Source organism: Nocardioides sp. CCNWLW239 (assembly GCF_037137035.1).
Lineage (GTDB): Bacteria > Actinomycetota > Actinomycetes > Propionibacteriales > Nocardioidaceae > Nocardioides.
In genome coordinates, this window is sequence record NZ_JBBBNW010000003.1 from 297,518 (window position 1) to 316,366 (window position 18,849).

Sequence of the window (18,849 nt, forward strand, 5' to 3'; positions counted from 1 at the left end):
CGCAGCGCCCGCTGCGCCCGGCCAATCCGGCGTCCGTCTCCTGGGCCAATCCGAGCCGATCAGCGTACGTTGCGTCGCACCCGCTCCTCATACGCCGCCCGTGCCGCCGGGTCGACGCCGGCGAGCAGCTGCGAGGCGTTGGTGGCTCGGTCGACGAAGTCCTGGAACCGGCGAGGCATCGCCTGGGTGATCTTGGTCAGCGACTGGGCCCAGCCAGGCACCCAGACCTCAGGCCGCGGCTCGCGGATGACCGACTCGATCGCCTCCGCGACGTCCTCGGCGGTGACCGGCTTCATCCCCTTGGCGGGCGGCACGCCGTCGGAGAGCTCGGTCTGCACGACCGCCGGGAGGATGAGCGAGACGTCGACCCCGGAGGGTGCCAGCTCCATCCGCAGCGCCTCGGAGAAGCCGACCACGGCGAACTTCGAGGCCGAGTAGGTCGCCGCGTCGGGCACCGGCACCCGGCCGACGGCCGAGGCGACGTTGACGATGTGGCCCTGCCCGCGGTCGACCATGGCCGGTGCGACGGCCTTGATCCCGTTGATCGGGCCGTGCACGTTGACCTCGAAGATCGCCCGGGTGAGCGCGTCGTCCTCCTTCAGGGCCGGGCCGAGCGGCATGATCCCGGCGTTGTTGACCAGCACGTCCCAGGGGCCCAGGTCGGCGACGGCGTCGAGAAACGTCCGCCAGGAGGCCGGGTCGGTGACGTCCAGGCGTGCCGCCTTGACCCGTGACCCGGACGAGTCCACGACGTCGGCGAGCAGGTCGGGGTCGAGGTCGCCCACGGCGACGGAGGCCCCGGCACGAGCCAGGCGCTCGACGGTGGCGCGGCCGATGCCGCGGGCGCCACCGGTGACGATGACGGACATTCCCTCGATGGGACGGCTCATGACTCTCCTTCGCTGCTGCGGACCAGGCTGCGTACGGCTTTTCTGTCGGTCTTCCCGACGCTGGTGACGGGCACGGCGTCGAGGATCCGCACCTCGCGCGGATATTTGTGCGGTGCGAGCCGTGTCTTGGCGAAGGCGATCAGCTCCTCGGGAGTGGTGCGCACGCCGGGATGGAGGGCGACGACCGCGACGACCTCCTCGCCTCGCTGGGTGTCGGGGCGGCCGACCACCGCCGCGGCCGTCACCGCCTCGTGGGCGAGCAGCGCGTCCTCGACGTCGCGCGGGAAGATGTTGAACCCGCCGCGGATGATCAGGTCCTTGATCCGGTCGTCGACGTAGAGGTAGCCGTCGGCGTCGAAGTGGCCGATGTCGCCGGTGTGCAGCCAGCCGTCGACGACGGTGCTCGCGGTCTGCTCGGGATCGTTCCAGTAGCCCTGCATCACCCCGGGACCACGCACCCAGATCTCGCCCTCCTCGCCCGTCGGCACCGGTGAACCGTCGGGGCCGGCGATGATCACCTCGGCGTGGGACAGCGGCTTGCCGACGCTGCCCGGTCGCGACTCCTCCAGCGTCGAGGCGGCGATCACCGCGCTCGACTCGGTGCAGCCGTATCCCTCCAGGATCGTCACCCCGAAGGCCTCCTCGGCCTTCTCCCGCAGCGCCGGCAGCAGCGGCGCGCCACCGCTGCCGAAGGAGCGCAGCGAGCTCAGGTCGTAGTCCTGGTAGGGCTGGTCGAGCAGCATCTGCAGCATCGAGGGCACCACCGTGCTCGCCTCCACCCGGTGCTCCTGGGCGAGCTCGAGCCATCCCTTGGCGTCGAACCACCGCTGCAGCACCGAGCTCTGCGGGCGCGAGGAGTGCAGGCCGCTGATGACCACGATCAGGCCGTACGCATGGGAGAGCGGCAGCGGCAACAGCCACCGTGTGGTGCCCTGGCTCTCTCCGACCCGGTGGAGCGCGTGACCGGACTCCCACAGCCCGCGGTGGCTGAGCATCACGCCCTTGGCCCGGCCGGTGGTGCCACCGGTGTAGAGCAGTGCAGCGAGGTCGCCGTCGCCGCGTGGAGCGATGTCGATCGGGGCGGCGCCCTCCAGACTCTCGTACGCCACCACCCCCGGCTCCTCGCCGACGTCTCCGGCGACGATGACGGTGAGCTCGAGACCCTCCGAGGCGGCCCGCACCAACGGCAGCAGCTCGGGCGTGACGATCGCGGCCCTGGCCCCGGAGTCCTCCAGGATGTGGCGCAGCTCGGGCGGGGTCTGCAGGAAGATCACCGGAGTCACGACGGCACCGACGCGCCACAGGGCTCGGTAGCTGACGAACACCTCCGGCGTGTTCATGGTGAGCACCACCACCCGGTCACCCGGCTCGATCCCGAGCTCGCGCAGACCGCCGGCGACCCGGGCGGACCGCTCGGCGATCTCACCCGACGAGTGCCAGGTGCCTTCGAAGAAGATCGCGGGGTGATCGCCGAGCCGGGCATAGGACTCCTCGGCCAGCACCGCCAGGTTGTGGGCGCCGGGCCCTGCCAACTGTCCGCTCATCGTGCCCCCAGCTTCCGCAGCGCCTTGAGCTGTCCGTTGCCGAGCGCGACGAACTTCTCGATCGTCTGCCCCTTGAACGGCCCGATCGGGCCCATCCGGGAGGCCGCGACGGTCTGGGCGTCGGTGAACTTCCGGATCCCGTCCGCGCCGTGGCGGCGTCCGAGCCCGCTCGATCCCATGCCGCCCATCCCTGCCTCGATGCTTCCTGCCGCCAGCGCGGCGCCGTCGTTGATGTTGACCGCGCCGGCACGGATGCGGCGGGCGATCATGTCGGCCTCGCGTACGTTCTTGCTGAACACGCTGGCCGAGAGCCCGGCCTCGCCCTGGTTGGCGATGCGGACCGCCTCCTCGTCGGAGTCGGCGCGGTAGAGCGCCACGACCGGGCCGAAGGTCTCACCTAGGCACAGGTCCATCTCGTCGGTGACTCCTTCCAGCACCGTCGGGGCGAACGCATAGGGCCCCACCTCGGGGAGCGGCTCGCCGCCGGCGAGCACGGTCGCCCCCTTCATCACCGCGTCGGTGACGTGCGCGGTGACCTTGTCGAGCTGCGCCTGCGAGGCCAGCGAGCCGACGTCGACCGAGTAGTCGAAGACCTGACCGACCACCTGGCCCTCGGTCTCCGCGACCAGCGCCTGCCGGAAGGCGTCGTAGACGTCGGTGTGCACCACCACACGCTCGATGTGGACGCACATCTGGCCGGTGTTGGCGAACGCCGCGATCACCGTGCCGCGGGCGGCCTGGGCGAGGTCGGCGTCGCGGCGGACGATGAGCGGGTTCTTTCCACCGAGCTCCAGGGAGGCGCCGATCAGCCGGCCCGCGGCCCGCTGGGCCACGATCCTTCCCGTCGCCGTCGAGCCGGTGAAGGCGATGTAGTCGACGTTGTCGATGACCGCCTCGCCGGTGGCCGCTCCCGGACCGGTGACGACCTGCCAGACGTGCTCGGGCAGCCCGGCCTCGGCCATCAGCGCCCGCGCCCACAGCAGCGTCAACGGCGCCTGCGGGTCGGCCTTGCTGATCACAGCCGCGCCGGCCAGCAGGGCCGGGATGGCGTCACCGACCCCGAGGTAGAGCGGGTAGTTCCACGGCGAGATGATCCCGACGACCTTCTTCGGGACCCGCACCTCCTTCACCGAGGTGACGCCGGGGATGGCGCCGCGGACCCGTTGGTCGGCCAGGTAGGCCGGGCCGCGGCGGGCGTAGTGGCGAGCGATGGTGCCGACCTGCAGGATCTCCTGCCAGGCGTGGAAACGGGCCTTGCCCATCTCCCACTGGATCAGGTCGAGCACCTCGTCCTGGCGCTCGACCAGCAGGTCGTGGAAGCGGAGCATGACCTCGGCACGGTCCCGGAACTCGAGCGTGGCCCAGTCGGGCTGTGCGGCTCGTGCCGTGGCCGCCGCCTCGGCGACGTCCGCTGCGGTGACCGACGGCACCGGGGCCGTCGGCAGGGCGTCGTATGGTGCGGTCGCGGTCAACGTGCCGTCGCCGCCCGAGACCGGGGCTGACACCCAGCGGGTCCAGGAGGCGAGCCGCGCGTCGTCGACCCATCCGGGACGTACGCTCGCGGCCTCCGTTGTCTTCGTGGTCATCGGTCTCCTCAGATCCGGGTCAGTTGGATGGGGTTGCCGTCCTTCGGGAACGGCAGCGAGCTGTTGTCGAGCGGTGCGCGGTAGCCGGGGGAGACGCTCCACCGGTAGTCGCGCAGGAGCCGGTGCAGGATCGACTTGACCTCCAGGCCGGCGAAGTAGAGGCCGATGCACTTGTGCACCCCGCCGCCGAAGGGCTCCCAGGCCATCCGATGGCTCTTGTCCTCCCGCCGGTGCGGCGCGAACCGCTCGGGGTCGAAGACAGACGGGTTGGTCCAGAGTTCTTCCATCATGTGGCTGAACTGGACCCCGACCATCACGCCCGTGTCCTCTGGGATCCTGACGCCGAGGAGACGGGTCTCCTTGACCGTACGCCGGATCAGCGCCGGCACCGGAGCGCGCAGTCGCAGCGCCTCCTTCATGACCAGGTCGAGGCTGGTGAGGCTCTCGAGTTCGGGCATCGTCGGCGCGGGGCCGAGCGCGAGGGACTCCTCGCGGCAGCGTTGCTGCCACTGCGGATGCTGGCCGAGATACTGCAGCATCGTCGAGGTGGTGATGGTCGAGGTGTCGTGCGCGGCCATCATCAGGAAGATCATGTGGTTGACGACGTCCTCGTCGCTGAACCGCTCGCCGTCGTCGGTCTCGATGTGGCATAGCACCGAGAAGATGTCGTCGGTCTGCTGTGCTCGCTTGGCCGGCAGATAGTGGCGCAGGAAGCCCTCCAGCACCTTCCGGCCGCGGAACGCGCGGCCCCAGCGGGTGAACGGAACATCGGCACGTACGACGCCCGCGGCCGCCTGCACGCAGGCGATGAACGCCCGGTTGACCCGGTCCATCTCGGCCCGGCTGGTCTCGGCCGCGCCGCCCATGAAGATGTCCGCGGCGATGTCGAGGGTCAGCTGCTTGAGCCTCGGGTAGGCCTGGAACGCCGGCGCGTTGGCCCAACCGCGCATGCCCTGGGCGATCGCCGGATGCATCGCGGCGGTGTAGGTGGCGAGCCGGTCGCGGGTGAAGGCCTCCTGCAGGATCCGGCGGTGGGCGTGGTGCTCCTCGAAGTCGAGCAGCATCAGGCCGCGGTCGAAGAAGGGACCGACGATCTGACCCCACGCCGGCCCGTTGGCGTACGCCTTGTCCTTGTTGCGCAGCACCGCCTCGCAGGCGTCCGGCCCGAGCGCGACCACCGCGGTCTCGCCGGCGCGGAAGAACGGCGAGACCGGACCGTACGTCTCCCACTGGTGTCGATAGAAGCCGACCGGGTCCCGGGAGTAGTCCAGCAGCCGGCCGACCCAGGGCAGGCCGCGGTCGCCGGGGGCGAGTCGTGGGATCTCGCGAAGTGTCTCGGTCGCTGTCATGGTGCCTGATCCATCGTCTGACCTCCCGGTCCCGAGTGACGTGTCCGAGGTTAGTCAGGTAGAACGTGTTCCCGCAGCCGTTCGCGCGCTCCGGTGGTCGAGCTTGTCGAGATGACCTGCCACCGCGATCTCACCCGTGGGCGGTCGGGCATGGATGCGCCGTGTCCGTTGTTGAGATGGGCGTGGAGAGCTACGAGTCAGTGGTGATCGGTGCTGGTCAGGCCGGGTTGTCGGCGTCCTACCACCTCAGCCGGCTGGGCGTACGCCACGTCGTGCTCGACGCCGAGCGGCGCCCCGGTGGCGCCTGGCAGCATCGCTGGGACTCGCTGACCATGCACGACGTGCACGGTGTCGCCGACCTGCCGGACGGACGGGCACCGGGGGAGTCCGGTGAACAGGCCAACGTCGCGGTGCCGAGCTGGTTCGGGCTCTACGAGTCGATGCACGACCTTCCGGTGGAGCGCCCGGTGAAGGTCACCTCGGTGACGTCGGCCGGGGACCTGCTCGCGGTGCACTCTGCCGACGGGCGTACGTGGTTCACCCGCACCCTCGTCAACGCGACCGGCACCTGGACGCGGCCGTTCGTCCCGCACTACCCGGGCGCCTCGACGTTCCTGGGGGAGCAGGTGCACACCCACGACTACCCTGGCGCCGAGCACTTCCGGGGTTCACGGGTCGCTGTCGTCGGTGGAGGCGCGTCGGCGGTGCAGTTCCTCGGCGAGCTCGCGCCGGTGACCTCGGTGCTCTGGGTCACGCGGCGGGAGCCGGTCTGGCGCTCCGACTTCGACGCCGAACGCGGCCGCGAGGCCGTCACGCTGGTCGCCGAGCGGGTCGAGGCCGGCCTGCCGCCGGCGAGCGTTGTGAGCGTCACCGGCCTCTCGCTGCGCCCGCAGGAGCAGGAGGCCGCGCGGCTCGGGGTCTACGAGCGCCGGCTGCCCATGTTCGCCCGGATCGAGCCGACCGGGCTGCGCTGGGAGTCAGGGGAGTTCGAGCCGGTCGACGCGATCCTGTGGGCCACCGGGTTCCGCCCTGCCGTCACCCACCTCGCGCCGCTGCATCTGCGCAGCCCGCACGGCGGGATCCCGCTGCTGCGCGAGTCCGCTGACGTGCAGACAGCGGTCACCGCTGCGTACGACCCGCGCGTCCAGCTCGTCGGCTACGGCCCCTCCGCGAGCACCATCGGAGCCAATCGTGCCGGCCGGGCCGCCGCGCGCGCCGTACGCCGGCAGCTGGCCGCGTCCGGCGAGCTCGTGACTCAGTGAGCCGTCGTCATAGCGCGCCGAGATCGGCGGAGATCCAGTGCTCTGGCGTGAGCCGGATCGTGACCTCGGGCGGAAAGCTCGCGGCCTGCGCTAGGTAGGCATCGGCCGCCTCGGGAGGCAGGTAGCGCCGCGCCATCGCCTCTGCTTCGCCCTCCGCGGCATCCGCGATCTGTACCGGCCCTTCGATGGACACGTAGCGGACCGTCGGGTCGAGGCGCTCGACCATCAGGGTGCAGCGTCCTGCGGCTCTGATGAGCTTGGCCTTCAGCGAGTCCTTTCCGGTGACGAACCAGGCGTCGCCGCCGGGGGTGTAGTCGTACCAGATCGGGACCGTCAGGGGTGCTCGTCCGTCTTCTCGGGCTACGGAGAGGGCTGCGATCAGGGGTTGGGTCAGGAGCTCTTCGCGGTCTGCTAGTGGGATGCCCATGTGGTTGACGGTACGTCGGGGTGGCGGGGTGGTCGAGCCTGCCGATCTCCCTGCCGGGGCGTTTCTTGTGGGTTGGGCTGGGCCGCCGACCCTCCTTCTACGGTCTTCTCGATCTGGACCGGCGTCAAGGACGCCCTTCGGGCGCCGGCTTCGCCGGCCGCTTCGCGGTCCTGGACTCCGGACCAGATCGAGAAAAACTTGGCTGGCTATCGGGACGGCGGCCCCGGTGTGGCCGGGAGGCGATCTCTGCTCGGGACGGCAAGGTTTCGCGGGATGAAGGGTGGCCCTTCGGGCCACTTACCAACCACAAGAACGACGACGTACGCACACCGCTAAAACCACAGTTGACCTGCACCTATGGATGGTTAGGTATCCAATCTGAGCGTAGAATCAGAGCCATCACAACACGCCTCTCAACACTCCGGGAAGGAGGAGGCAACGATGAGTCTGGACAGCAGGATCGACGCGACCACATCAAGCATCGACGCCTCCCTCGACGACCTCCTCGACCGGGACCCGATCTACTGGCCCACCTCCCAGAAGAAGGCGATGCTGGCCTGGCTCGCGAAGACCGAAGCACGACAGGCTGCGTTGAGACTGCGGATCCTGGCCGCCTCCGGTGACATCGCCGCTGAGACGGGCGACAAGGACGCCTCCGCGTGGATGCGGGCCGAACTCCTGGTCGACAAGGGCACCGCGAGATCTGCGATCAAGCTCGCCGGCGCGCTGAACAGATACGACCTCGTCGCCGCCGAACTTGCTGCCGGCCAACTGTCCGAGGCGAAAGCCCAGGTCATCACCCGTGCCCTCGACACGCTAGATGCCGACCCGGTCGTTACCCGGGAGGACCTGGTGCTCGCGGAGAAGCTGTTGGTCGAGGAGGCCAGTCGGTTGACCGCCAACCAGCTCCGCATCGCCGGCAAACGGATTCTGGAACGGGTCGACCCGGTCCGGTTCGACGAAGCCGAAGCCCAAGCACTCCTCGCCGAAGAGCAACGCGCCTTACAGAAGACCGCATTGCGGATCTGGGACAACCGGGATGGGACCGTCGGGTTCGAGGGTGTGCTGCCGGTCTCGGTCGGGATGCGGTTCAAGACCATGGTCGAGGCCTACGCCCAGCCCCGTAAGCAGCAGTTGGTGGAGAAGGGTGCGGTGCTGCCGCCGTGGGAACGACTCTTGGGCCACGGGTTCGCGAGGCTGCTCGAGACCATCGACCCTGCCGTCCTGCCCCGACACGGCGGTGACGCGACCGTCGTGAATGTTGTGATCTCCCTCGAGGATCTCCGCAAAGAGCTCGGGACCGCGACACTTGGGTTCGACGAGACCAACGGCACCACCATCACCGCCGCTGAGGCCAGGAAGATGGCCTGCAACGCCACCATCATCCCCTGGATCCTGGGCAGCGACGGTGAGGTTCTCGATGCCGGTCGCGCGAGCAGGTTCTTCCAGCCCATCCAGCGCAAAGCGCTCCGGTTGCAGCAGAAGTGCTGCCAGGCCGAAGGGTGTGACATGCCACCGGAATGGTGCGATGCCCATCACCTCGATCCCTGGAGCACCGGAGGAAGGACCGACCTCAAAGACGGGGTCTTGTTGTGCCCACATCATCACCGGCTCGCGCACCTACCGGCGTACACGCACGAGCGGCTACCCGACGGCACCATCAGATTCACCCGTCGGTCTTAGGATCCGCGACCCGGAACAACCTGCGCCGAAAGATGAGTATCGGCGCTCACGCCAGATCGGAGAGGACCTTCGACACTGGGCAGGTGAAAACTCTGTGGGTGGTGCTGGCCGTCGTGGCGCTGACTCTGGTCGGCGGTGTCGGGGCGTTCTGGGTGTGGGCTCAGGGAGCGCCCGCGGAGGCGCGGACGCACACGCGCGCGGTGGCGATCTTCAACGCGATGGAGACCTATGCCGGCTCAACGGTCTACGACCAGGCGCGCGAGGGGGAGCGGGAGGGCGAGGTGGAGATCATGGTGGCGACAGACAGCCCCGACGACGGACGTCGGATCGTGCTGGCCATCACGGCACACCACGAGTGCAGGACCAACTGGGAGTGCGCCACCAGGATCTGGCCCGACTCCTCGAACACCTACTCCGCCACGCGCTGCTTCGAGTGGTCGGAGCAACGCGAGTGGGACACCGCCGACGAGGTCGACTGCCCGAAGACGAGGGAGATCGACACGACTCCGGCGGAGACCGTCGAGCTGCCGGACGATGCCGAGGCTCGGCTCGAGAAGGCACTGCGCGCGGACGAGCCGGCGGCGAGCGTACGTGCTCTCACCGATCTTCCGGGGCTCGCGGTGCGGGAGGAGGGGGCGCGGCTCTACGTCGCCTCCGGCGGGGTCACCGGTTACTGGAGCGGGCGGGCGGCCACTGGCTGTCTGCTGGGGTGGAGGGTCGGCGGGGAGGTCGAGGTCGTGCGCCTCTCCGCGAGCCCGCACGAGGATCCGTTGAGCTGCAGCTGGGAGGATGCTCGAGCCCGGGCGCAGGAGTGATCGTGTTGGCCGTCCGGGGAGACTGAAGGCATGCGACGGATCGGTGTGCTGGGTGGGATGAGCTGGGAGTCGACGGCGGAGTACTACCGCCTGCTCAACGAGATCGCGGCGGAACGGCTCGGCGGGCTGCACTCGGCAGACCTGCTCGTACGCTCCGTGGACTTCGCCGAGATCGAGGAGATGCAGGCCGCCGGCGAGTGGGAGCGGGCGGGGGAGCGGCTCGCCGTGGAGGCGGGCACCCTCAGCGATGCCGGGGCGGAGGTGATCGTGCTGGCGACCAACACGATGCACAAGGTGGCGGGCGCGTTGGAGACGACCTACGGCGACCGGTTCCTGCATCTCGGGGACACCACCGCGACAGCGGTGCGTACGGCGGGCGTCCGCCAGGTGGGCCTGCTCGGCACCGGGTTCACGATGTCGCAGCCGTTCTACGCCGACCGGCTCCGTGGCCACGGTCTCGACGTCACCGTCCCCGGCGAGCGGGACCAGGAGACTGTGCACCGGATCATCTACGAGGAGCTGTGCCTGGGGAGGTTCCTGGACAGCTCACGCGAGGCGTACCTCGAGGTCATCGACCGGCTGGTCGCCGACGGGTGCGAGGGCGTGATCCTGGGCTGCACCGAGATCGAGCTGCTCCTGCCGATGGAGACGTACGCCGGTGTGCCGCTGTTCCCGACGACCCGGCTGCACTGCGAGGCCGCGATCGTGGCGGCGCTCAGGCCCGAGGATCAGCGCGGTGCTGCAGCCCACTCCTCGGCGAGGATCGCGTAGGAGAGACCGTCGAGCCAGCCGCGGGTGCGGTGTAGGGAGTCCTTGACCGTGTGCGACTCACGTCGCATCCCGAGGCGCTCCATCAGCCGCCAGGACGCCACGTTGTCGGCGAAGCACTCCGCCACCACGCGACGCAGCCCCAGCGGCCCGAAGCAGACGTCCATCACCGCGCGCACGGCCTCGGTGGCGTAGCCGTTGCCCTGGTGGTCGGGGGCGATGGTCCAGCCGAGCTCGGCCTGGGTGCCGTTGGCCTGCTCGCGCACCTCGGTCTGCGACCACGGGTCGGTGATCCGCAGCATCAGGTCGCCGACGATGACGCCGTCGCGTTCGATCACCAGGGCAGGCTCCAGCACGTCGGGGCGCTCGAAGATCCGGCGGTAGGCGTCGATGTCCGCGAACGCGCTCGTCACCCACTCGGCCACCTCGGGGAGGCTCCGGAAGGCCCAGGTCGGCTCGATGTCGTCCAGCGACATCCGACGGATCACGAGCCGTTCGGTGCGCAGCGGCCACTCGGCCTTCACCAGCGGATCGGGGCGGGTGTCGATCATGCGCTCACCTTCGCATCTTCCCGCTCCGGGACGCCACCGAGTTCTTCGGGGAGATCGTCGTGGCGTACGACCAAGGAGGTGACCGCGCGGGTGAGGCAGACGTAGAGGCGGCGGAGACCGGTGCCGCGGTCCGGCTCACCGGCGACGATCGCGGCGGGGTCGGAGACGACCACGTGGTCGAACTCGAGGCCCTTCGCCAGCGAGGCCGGGACCAGGTCGAGATGGGCGTCGAACTCGGTCTCCTCGTCTGCTGGCACCCCGATCTCGGCGAAGGCGAGCCCGGCCTCGGTCAGCTCGACGCGGACCGCCGCCAGCGAGGCGTCGGGCACGATCAGGCCCACCGACCCGGGGCGCTCCAACGCGCCGGCGAGCGCCTCGACGACGGTCGAGGTGGTGAAGGTGAGGTCGCCGCGCGCCCGCCGCACCGCGACCGGCGGCTCCAGATCGGGTGCGATGTGGGGGAGGAGCCGGGCGGCGTACGCGATCACGTCGGCCGGCACCCGGAACCCGCGGGTCAGCTGCTCGACATGGCCGTCGGGCTTACCGAGATGAGCCAGCGCATCGGCCCAGGAGGACGAGGCCCACGGTGTGGTCGCCTGGGCCAGGTCGCCGAGGATCGTCAGTGACCCGGTGGTCGAGCGGCGGCCGAGAGCGCGGAGCATCATCGCGGAGAGGTCCTGGGCCTCGTCGGCGACGATGTGGGCCACCGACGGCGTACGGTCGAGCAGGTCGGCGATCTCGTCGAGGAGCACCAGGTCGGCCAGCGACCAGCGGGCCGCTCCGGCCGAGCGGGGCGGTCGCTCCCACAGCAGCGCCTCCTGCTCGGCCTCGTCCAGCACGCCGTCGGCCACCTCCGCCAGCCATGCCGCGTCGGTGAACAGACGGAACAGGACACGCGCGGGCTTCAGATCGGGCCAGAGCGCGGCGGCGTAGTCCTTGACCGGCTTGGTCCGCGCCACCGCATCGTGCACCCGGTCGTCGGGCGAGTCGCCCGATCGCTCCATCTGGACCAGCACCCGGTGAGCGAGCGCGCGGGGGAGCAGGGCGCGGCCCGCGGCGTACCGCAGATCGTTGGCGCGCAGCCCGTCCAGCGCTTCCCGGGCCTCGTAGGACGGCACCCGCCAGCGCCGCGACCCGCGCGGGACGACCAAGGCCTCCTCGGGCTCGCGGACGTGGGACCAGACCGCCCGGCGGAGCACCTCGGCCATGCGTACGTCGCCCTTCAGCGTCGCCACCGGCGCGCTCTCCTCCGTCCGGACCGCGCCGTAGCCGGAGACCAGCTCCGCGATCGTCGCCTGCTTGGCCTCGATCTCGCCGAGCGCGGGGAGCACGTCGCGGATGTAGCGCAGGAACGAGGCGTTCGGCCCGATGATCAGCACCCCGCGCCGGGTCAGCTGGTCGCGGTGTGCATAGAGAAGGTAGGCCGCGCGGTGCAGCCCTACGGCCGTCTTCCCGGTCCCGGGGGCACCCTGCACGACGATCGTCTGCGACAGGTCGGCACGGACCAGGACGTCCTGCTCGGGCTGGATGGTGGCGACGATGTCGCGCATCGGCCCCACGCGGGGTCGCTCGATCTCGGCCTCGAGGATCGCCGAGTGCTCCTGCTCCGACCCGGCGTCGGTGAGCGACTCGTCCTCGAAGGCGGTCAGCTCGCCGTGGGAGAAGCCGTAGCGCCGTCGCCGCTCCAGACCCATCGGAACGGTCCGTGACGCCCGGTAGAACGGGACGCTCACCGGTGCCCGCCAGTCGACCACCATCGGGTCGCCGGCGCTGTCGGTGATGTGTCGCCGGCCGATGTGGAAGCTCTCCTCGCCGGCGGCCTCGGTCCGGTCGATGCGGCCGAAGAAGAGCGGTACGTCCGGATCGTCGGCGAGCTGCTCGAGCCTTCGCGCGAGCGTGGCGTCGAGGATCTCGGCGCTGACCCAGTTTCCGGCGTCGGAGGAGTCCAGCGCTTCCACCCGCCGGCGCATCCGGGCCAGATCCTGCCGGGAAGCGGCCAGGTGGGCCCGTTCGGCCTCGAGATCGTCGTGGGTGGCGGACCCGTCGCTGGGTGCGTCTATGGGCATGACTGGATCATCGCTCCTCCGTCGGCTGCTGGGGTGGTTCGACCGGGCGTGGGGTCAAAGGGTCCAACATAGGCGACCGCCACGCGGCCGCCCAACAGGTTTAACGCGCCGCGTAACGGCCACCTTGCCGGCCACCGGGATGCAACAATTGGCGCGTGAGCCTGTTCGATCGCTTCCGGAACCGCGGGTCGCGCATGAGCCGTCCCACGGGCGAGAGCTACACCGGATCCACCAGGGTGCGCGCTGCGGACTCCACCGACCAGAAGCATCTCGAGCAGTTCGTCGAGACCCGAAGGGGCGTCGAGGGGTTCGTCGAGCCGCGCACCGCCGTCAGCGAGGTGACCCTGCTGCTGGTCGCCCACGACGGCGAGTGGACCCGACGGCGGGTGCCGTCGGCGCAGTGGGCGCACACGTTCGCCAACAAGCACCAGGTCCCGTCCTACGACGCGGCCGTGGTCGGCGTACCGCAGCGGATGCGCGACTACAACCGGCGCCAGAAGCAGCAGGGCACGCAGGGTCAGTAGGCGTCGAGCGCCCGTCGGCCCGACGAACGCCGACGAACTCGGTCGAGACTGTCGGCGCTCGCCACTAGTCTTTGCCGACGTGGGTGACGACCTGATGATCTCGGCGCGCGGGCTGCGCAAGTCCTTCGGCGGCTTCGAGGCGGTGCGCGGCATCGACGTGTCGGTGCGGCCCGGGGTTGCCTACGGATTCCTGGGGCCCAACGGCGCCGGCAAGTCCTCGACGATGCGGATGATCTGCTGCGTCTCGCCGCCGAGCGACGGAGAGCTGCGGGTCTTCGGGATGGACCCGGCCAAGGACGGGCCGAAGATCAAGGCGCGGCTCGGGGTGTGCCCGCAGGAGGACACCCTCGACGTCGAGCTCAACGTCTACGACAACCTCTTCGTCTACGGTCGCTACTTCGGGCTGCCGAGGGCCGAGGTGAAGGGCCGGATCGAGGAGCTGCTCGACTTCGTCCAGCTCACCGACAAGGCCAAGGCGAAGGTCGACGACCTCTCCGGCGGCATGAAGCGGCGCCTGACGATCGCCCGCAGCCTGATCAACCGCCCCGAGATCCTGGTGCTCGACGAGCCGACCACGGGCCTGGACCCGCAGGCGCGCCATGTCATCTGGGACCGGCTCTTCCGGCTCAAGCAGGCGGGCGTCACCCTGCTGCTGACCACCCACTACATGGACGAGGCCGAGCAGCTGTGCGATGAGCTCGTGGTGATGGACCAGGGCCGGATCGTCGCCCACGGCACCCCGCTGGGACTGATCCAGCAGCACTCCACCCGCGAGGTCGCCGAGCTGCGCTTCGGCGTGGGCGAGCACGAGGCGCTCGCCGCCAAGGTGGAGGACCTCGCCGAGCGGATCGAGGTGCTGCCCGACCGGCTGCTGCTCTACAGCGACGACGGCGAGGCGGTCATCGAGGCCGTCCACAGCCGCGACCTGGCGCCGGTGGCCACCCTGGTGCGGCGCGCCTCGCTCGAGGACGTCTTCCTGCACCTGACCGGCCGGACGTTGGTCGACTGATGGCCGACTACGCCGACTCGGGCCCGGCCACCGCGCCGACCGCGCCCTCGGGGCTGGTCGCGGGTGCCCTGCGGATGGTCGACTACTGGCTCACGGTCGTGGCCCGCACCTGGAAGGGCGGGGTGATCACCACCTTCGTGACGCCGTTCTTCTACGTGCTCGCGCTGGGCGTGCTGCTGGGTGGTTTCGTGACGGCCGATCCGGCCACACTCGAGGGCGCGGACTCCTATCTGGCGTTCGTCGCGCCGGGCATGGTCGCCGCCCATGCGATGACGATCGCATTCTCCGAGATGACCTATCCCGTCTACGGCATGGTCAAGTGGCAGCGGATCTATTTCTCGATGATCGCCTCACCGCTGACCGCGTCCCACATCGTGCTGGCCCAGCTGGGCTTCCTGGTGCTGCGCACGCTCTTCGCCTGCGGCGTCTTCCTGCTCGTCCTGGCGCCCTTCGGGGTCTTCGAGACCTGGTGGGGTGTCCTCGTCGCGTGGCTGGCGCAGGGGCTGGTCGTGCTGGCCTTCGGTGCCCCGGTGCTGCTCTTCTCGCTCTCGATCAAGAGCGAGGAGTCCTTCGCGCTGATCTTCCGGCTCGGGATGATCCCGCTGACCCTCTTCTCCGGCACGTTCTTCCCCGTCGCCAACCTGGGGCCGGTGCTGGAGAAGGTCGCGATGGCCTCACCGCTGTGGCAGGGCGTCAACCTGACCCGGATGCTCGCGCTGGGCGAGATCGACTGGGGCCTGGCCGCGATCCACGTCGTCTACCTCGGGTTGCTCAGCGCGGTCTGCTGGTGGTTCGCGGTCCGCCGGCTCGGCGAGAGGCTGGTCTCCTGAGATGGCACTCTTCAATGCTGCCGTGGGCGCCACCGTCGCCCGGCCGCTGCGTGGCGGCGAGGCCGCCCGGCTGCTGCTGTGGCGCAACGTCCTCGTCTACCGGCGGGCCTGGCTGGTGTTCGTCACCGGCTTCCTGGAGCCGGTCTTCTACCTGTTCTCCATCGGGATCGGCGTGGGCGCGATGGTGGTCGGCTTCGAATACGCCGGGAAGCCGGTCGACTACCGCGAGTTCGTCGCGCCCGGCATGATCGCCGCCTCGGCGATGAACGGGTCGCTGCTGGACGCGACGTTCAACTTCTTCTTCAAGCTCAAATACAACAAGCTCTACGACCAGATGCTGGCCACGCCGCTGCGCACCGTCGACATCGCGGTCGGCGAGCTCCTCTGGAACCAGCTGCGCAGCGGGATCTACGTGACGGCGTTCCTGCTGATCATGGTCGCGATGGACCTCGTGCACTCCTGGTGGGCGCTCCTGGTCGTGCCCGCGGCGCTGCTGATCGGGTCGGCCTTCGGAGCCGTGGGCATGGCCCTGACGACCTACATGACCTCCTGGCAGGACTTCGAGAAGGTCACGCTCGCGATGATGCCGATGTTCCTGTTCAGCGCCACCTTCTTCCCGGTCACGGCCTACCCCGAGTGGCTGCGGTGGGTCGTGGAGGTCACGCCGCTCTACCGAGGCGTCGTGCTGTGCCGGGACCTGACCCTCGGGGTGCCGTCGTGGGGCGCGCTGGTCTCGGTGGTCTATCTGCTGGTGTTCGGTGCGATCGGGCTCGTCGTCGTGCGACGGCGGCTCGACTCCCTACTCCTCACCTGACCGGCAGCAACTCGCGTCTCACAGGCAGGATCTCCCTCGTGGCGGAGCGGTCGGGCCGTCAGGATTGAGTCATGACCTACGACGCGATCACGCCCGACACCAAGGACTGGACCTGGGTCCTCGACCGGCCGTGCCCGGAGTGCGGGTTCACCGCCGGAGCGGTGACCGCGGACCAGCTGCCCGAGATCGTGCGGGACAACGCGACGTACTGGGAGGTCTATCTCGCCGGGGACAACGTGCGCGACCGGCCGCAGCCGGGGGTGTGGTCGGCACTGGAGTACGCCGCCCACGTACGTGACGTCCATCGGGTCTTCGCCGAGCGGGTGGCGCTGATGCTGACCGAGGACGAGCCGCAGTTCGCCAACTGGGACCAGGACGCCACCGCCCGAGAGTCCGACTACGCCGGCCAGGACCCCGACGTCGTCGCGGAGGAGCTGATGGACGCCGCCGATCTGGTGGCCACGACCTACGAGAAGGTCCCGCCGGACGCGTGGGGCCGCCGCGGGGTCCGCTCCAACGGCGACGTGTTCAGCATCGAGTCGCTGGGGCGCTACCACCTCCATGACGTCGTCCACCACCTGTGGGACGTACGCTCCGCCGCCAAGCAGGCGACGGTCGCCGCCTACGACGCCAGCGTGGCGACGTACGTCCAGGCCACCTCGTTCTCGGAGCAGACCCGTTCGCTCCTCGACCGGTTCCTGGCCGAGCTCGAGCCCGGCGACCACGTCCTCGAGATCGGCACCGGACCGGGCCACGACGCGAAGGCGCTCGAGGCCGGGGGAGTGCGGGTGCGACGCACCGACATCAGTGAGGGGTTCGTGGCGCACCTGCGCAAGCAGGGGTACGCCGCGGCCTGCCTGGACCCGCTCACCGACGACCTGCGCGACCCGGTTCACCCCGACGACCCCTACGCCGCGGTCTGGGCCTCGGCGACGTTGCTGCACGTGGCCAGGGACGACTTCGGGACGGTGCTCGGGCGGCTCGCCGAGGTCACTCGGCCGGGCGGTGCGCTGCACGTGTCGATGAAGGAGGGTGACGGCGAGGAGTGGACCAACCGCGGCCACGTGGAGGCTCCTCGGCTCTTCGTCTACTGGCGCGAGGCCGAGCTGCGGGCGGCGCTGGAGGCTGCCGGCTGGGAGGTGCTGGAGGTCGGGCACGCCGACGGCCGGCTGGGCGACGTCTGGCTCGACGTGCTCGCCCGCCGGCGTTCCTGAGGCTGAGTAGCATTCGGGGCGATGAGACACACGGAGTTCTGGTCCCGGATGGACGACGCGCTCGGCGCGGGCTACGCGCGAGCGTGGGCGCGCCAGTTCGTGATGGGCGACCTGGGCGGTCGCACCGCCCAGGAGGCGCTCGACGACGGCGTGCCTCCCAAGGAGGTCTGGGCCGCGGTCTGGAAGGCCCTGGAGCTGCCGGCGCGTGAGCGGTGACGCTGGTCGAGCAGTCCGCGGTGGCCGCGGTCCAGAAGCGCACCATTCTCACCCTGGTCGCCACCCAGGCGGTCGGGGCGATGGGGATCACGATCGGCATCGCGACCGCCTCGCTGCTGGCGCGCGACCTGTCCGGCTCGGAGTCGATGGCAGGGCTCTCCCAGACGACCCAGGTGCTGGGTGCCGCGGTGGCTGCGTACGTTCTCGGGCGGGTGATGGATGCACGCGGGCGCCGGTTCGGGCTGCTGGCGGGCTACCTGCTCGGGGCCGCCGGAGGGCTGCTGGCCGTGGTGGCCGGAGTGGTCGGCTCGATGGCGCTGCTGCTGGTCGGCGCGGTGCTGCTGGGCGCGACGACAGCAGCGAACAACGGCGCTCGCTATGCGGCCACCGACCTGGCGCCGGCGACGAGTCGCGCGCGGGCGTTGTCGGTCGTGGTCTGGGCGACCACGTTCGGCGCCGTCGTCGGACCCAACCTGACCGGGGTCGCCGAGCTCTTCACCGATGCGGTCGGGATCCCGGTGCTCACCGGGCCGTTCGCTCTCGGTGCTGTCGCGATGCTGGCGGCGGCGCTGGTGGTCGGGATCTTCCTGCGTCCCGATCCGCTGCTGGTCGCTCGGGAGGGCGCTCCGCCCGCTGAGTCGTCACCGGCGGTCGAGCCTGTCGAGACGACCAGCTGGCGTCGCGCGCTCGCAGTGATCCGGGCGCGGCCCGCGCTCGCGGCGGCGGTGGTCGGACAGGCCGCGGCGCACGCCACGATGGTGGCGGTGATGGTGATGACCCCGCTCCACATGGAGCACGGTGGCGCCGGCCTGGAGATCATCGGCCTGGTGATCAGCGGGCACGTCCTGGGCATGTTCGCCTTCGCACCGGTCGCCGGCTGGCTCGCAGACCGCGTCGGCCGGGCCGATGTGATGGCGCTCGGCGGCGGGGTGCTCCTGGTCGCTCTGGTGCTGTGTGCCGCGGCCCCGGAGGGCAGCTCCGGACGCATCTTCGCCGGGCTCTTCCTGCTCGGCCTCGGCTGGTCGCTGGCGACGATCGCGGCCGCCACCTCGGTCGCGGACCACACTCCGCTGGAGGTGCGTGCCGACGTGCAGGGCACCGCCGACCTGATCATGGGCGTTGCCGCTGCTGCCGCGGGGGCGGTGTCCGGGATCGTCGTCGACGTAGCCGGATATCCGGTGCTCGCGCTCGGCACGATCCTGCTCGTCGTGGTGCTGTTCGGGGCGGCGTACGTGGGACGTCGGACGGCCTGACGTCTGCCGGAGCGGGCAGGGCCGGTGGCCGGCGCCTGCCCGCTCGAC

At 70.3% G+C, this 18,849-nt stretch carries 18 protein-coding genes; 11 read left to right on the forward strand and 7 right to left on the reverse strand.

Annotated features, from left to right (window positions below):
* Nucleotides 1-59: 59 nt before the first annotated feature.
* Genes WBG06_RS13225 through WBG06_RS13240 form a run of 4 tightly spaced genes read right to left on the reverse strand, consistent with a single transcriptional unit; the run spans nt 60 to nt 5,369 of the window.
* Complete coding sequence (locus tag WBG06_RS13225) at nt 60-890, reverse strand: SDR family oxidoreductase (RefSeq protein WP_336737253.1); 831 nt, start codon at nt 888-890, stop codon at nt 60-62.
* The gene (locus WBG06_RS13230; RefSeq protein ID WP_336737254.1) at nt 887-2,434 is read right to left on the reverse strand and encodes a class I adenylate-forming enzyme family protein; all 1,548 of its coding nucleotides are present in this window, start codon (nt 2,432-2,434) and stop codon (nt 887-889) included. Before WBG06_RS13230 ends, WBG06_RS13225 begins: the two co-directional genes overlap by 4 nt.
* Nucleotides 2,431-4,020: a succinic semialdehyde dehydrogenase gene (locus tag WBG06_RS13235; protein ID WP_336737255.1), complete on the reverse strand. Its 1,590-nt coding sequence runs from the start codon at nt 4,018-4,020 to the stop codon at nt 2,431-2,433. Before WBG06_RS13235 ends, WBG06_RS13230 begins: the two co-directional genes overlap by 4 nt.
* Nucleotides 4,021-4,028: 8 nt before the next feature.
* Complete coding sequence (locus WBG06_RS13240; protein ID WP_336737256.1) at nt 4,029-5,369, reverse strand: cytochrome P450; 1,341 nt, start codon at nt 5,367-5,369, stop codon at nt 4,029-4,031.
* Nucleotides 5,370-5,530: 161 nt separating this feature from the next.
* Here WBG06_RS13240 and WBG06_RS13245 point away from each other — a divergent pair, with 161 nt between their 5' ends.
* The gene (locus WBG06_RS13245; protein ID WP_336737257.1) at nt 5,531-6,631 is read left to right on the forward strand and encodes an NAD(P)-binding domain-containing protein; all 1,101 of its coding nucleotides are present in this window, start codon (nt 5,531-5,533) and stop codon (nt 6,629-6,631) included.
* Nucleotides 6,632-6,638: 7 nt separating this feature from the next.
* On the opposite strand, the gene WBG06_RS13250 is transcribed toward WBG06_RS13245, so the two are convergent.
* Nucleotides 6,639-7,058 carry a pyridoxamine 5'-phosphate oxidase family protein gene (locus tag WBG06_RS13250; protein WP_336737258.1) on the reverse strand — a complete coding sequence of 140 codons (420 nt, stop codon included), beginning with the start codon at nt 7,056-7,058 and terminating at the stop codon, nt 6,639-6,641.
* A gap of 441 nt (nt 7,059-7,499) precedes the next feature.
* Between WBG06_RS13250 and WBG06_RS13255 the strand changes: the two genes are divergently transcribed.
* The 3 genes from WBG06_RS13255 to WBG06_RS13265 all read left to right on the forward strand — a co-directional run bounded on the left by WBG06_RS13255 (nt 7,500) and on the right by WBG06_RS13265 (nt 10,327).
* Nucleotides 7,500-8,741, forward strand: coding sequence for an HNH endonuclease signature motif containing protein (locus WBG06_RS13255; RefSeq protein ID WP_336737259.1), 1,242 nt, complete (start codon nt 7,500-7,502; stop codon nt 8,739-8,741).
* 83 nt (nt 8,742-8,824) lie between these two features.
* Nucleotides 8,825-9,556, forward strand: a complete 732-nt coding sequence (locus tag WBG06_RS13260) for a hypothetical protein (RefSeq protein WP_336737260.1) — start codon at nt 8,825-8,827, stop codon at nt 9,554-9,556.
* A gap of 30 nt (nt 9,557-9,586) precedes the next feature.
* Nucleotides 9,587-10,327 carry an aspartate/glutamate racemase family protein gene (locus WBG06_RS13265; RefSeq protein WP_336737261.1) on the forward strand — a complete coding sequence of 247 codons (741 nt, stop codon included), beginning with the start codon at nt 9,587-9,589 and terminating at the stop codon, nt 10,325-10,327.
* On the opposite strand, the gene WBG06_RS13270 is transcribed toward WBG06_RS13265, so the two are convergent.
* A complete protein-coding gene (locus tag WBG06_RS13270; RefSeq protein WP_336737262.1) occupies nt 10,285-10,875 on the reverse strand; it encodes a GNAT family N-acetyltransferase in 591 nt (196 codons plus the stop codon). The genes WBG06_RS13265 and WBG06_RS13270 overlap by 43 nt on opposite strands.
* Nucleotides 10,872-12,941, reverse strand: a complete 2,070-nt coding sequence (locus WBG06_RS13275; RefSeq protein WP_336737263.1) for a HelD family protein — start codon at nt 12,939-12,941, stop codon at nt 10,872-10,874. Before WBG06_RS13275 ends, WBG06_RS13270 begins: the two co-directional genes overlap by 4 nt.
* Nucleotides 12,942-13,135: 194 nt before the next feature.
* Between WBG06_RS13275 and WBG06_RS13280 the strand changes: the two genes are divergently transcribed.
* From WBG06_RS13280 to WBG06_RS13310, 7 genes are all read left to right on the forward strand, one after another.
* Nucleotides 13,136-13,465, forward strand: a complete 330-nt coding sequence (locus WBG06_RS13280) for a hypothetical protein (RefSeq protein WP_336737264.1) — start codon at nt 13,136-13,138, stop codon at nt 13,463-13,465.
* Nucleotides 13,466-13,544: 79 nt separating this feature from the next.
* On the forward strand, nt 13,545-14,474 hold the full coding sequence (locus WBG06_RS13285; RefSeq protein WP_442945459.1) for an ABC transporter ATP-binding protein: 930 nt from the start codon (nt 13,545-13,547) through the stop codon (nt 14,472-14,474).
* Entirely contained in the window at nt 14,474-15,304 is an 831-nt protein-coding gene (locus WBG06_RS13290) for an ABC transporter permease (protein WP_336737265.1), read from the forward strand. Before WBG06_RS13285 ends, WBG06_RS13290 begins: the two co-directional genes overlap by 1 nt.
* A gap of 1 nt (nt 15,305) precedes the next feature.
* Nucleotides 15,306-16,118, forward strand: coding sequence for an ABC transporter permease (locus WBG06_RS13295; RefSeq protein ID WP_336737266.1), 813 nt, complete (start codon nt 15,306-15,308; stop codon nt 16,116-16,118).
* 71 nt (nt 16,119-16,189) lie between these two features.
* The gene (locus tag WBG06_RS13300) at nt 16,190-17,332 is read left to right on the forward strand and encodes a methyltransferase domain-containing protein (RefSeq protein ID WP_336737267.1); all 1,143 of its coding nucleotides are present in this window, start codon (nt 16,190-16,192) and stop codon (nt 17,330-17,332) included.
* A 21-nt stretch (nt 17,333-17,353) separates the two neighbouring features.
* On the forward strand, nt 17,354-17,548 hold the full coding sequence (locus tag WBG06_RS13305) for a DUF3046 domain-containing protein (protein WP_336737268.1): 195 nt from the start codon (nt 17,354-17,356) through the stop codon (nt 17,546-17,548).
* Entirely contained in the window at nt 17,545-18,801 is a 1,257-nt protein-coding gene (locus WBG06_RS13310; RefSeq protein ID WP_336737269.1) for an MFS transporter, read from the forward strand. The genes WBG06_RS13305 and WBG06_RS13310 overlap by 4 nt, the downstream gene beginning before the upstream one ends.
* The last annotated feature ends 48 nt before the right edge of the window (nt 18,802-18,849 follow it).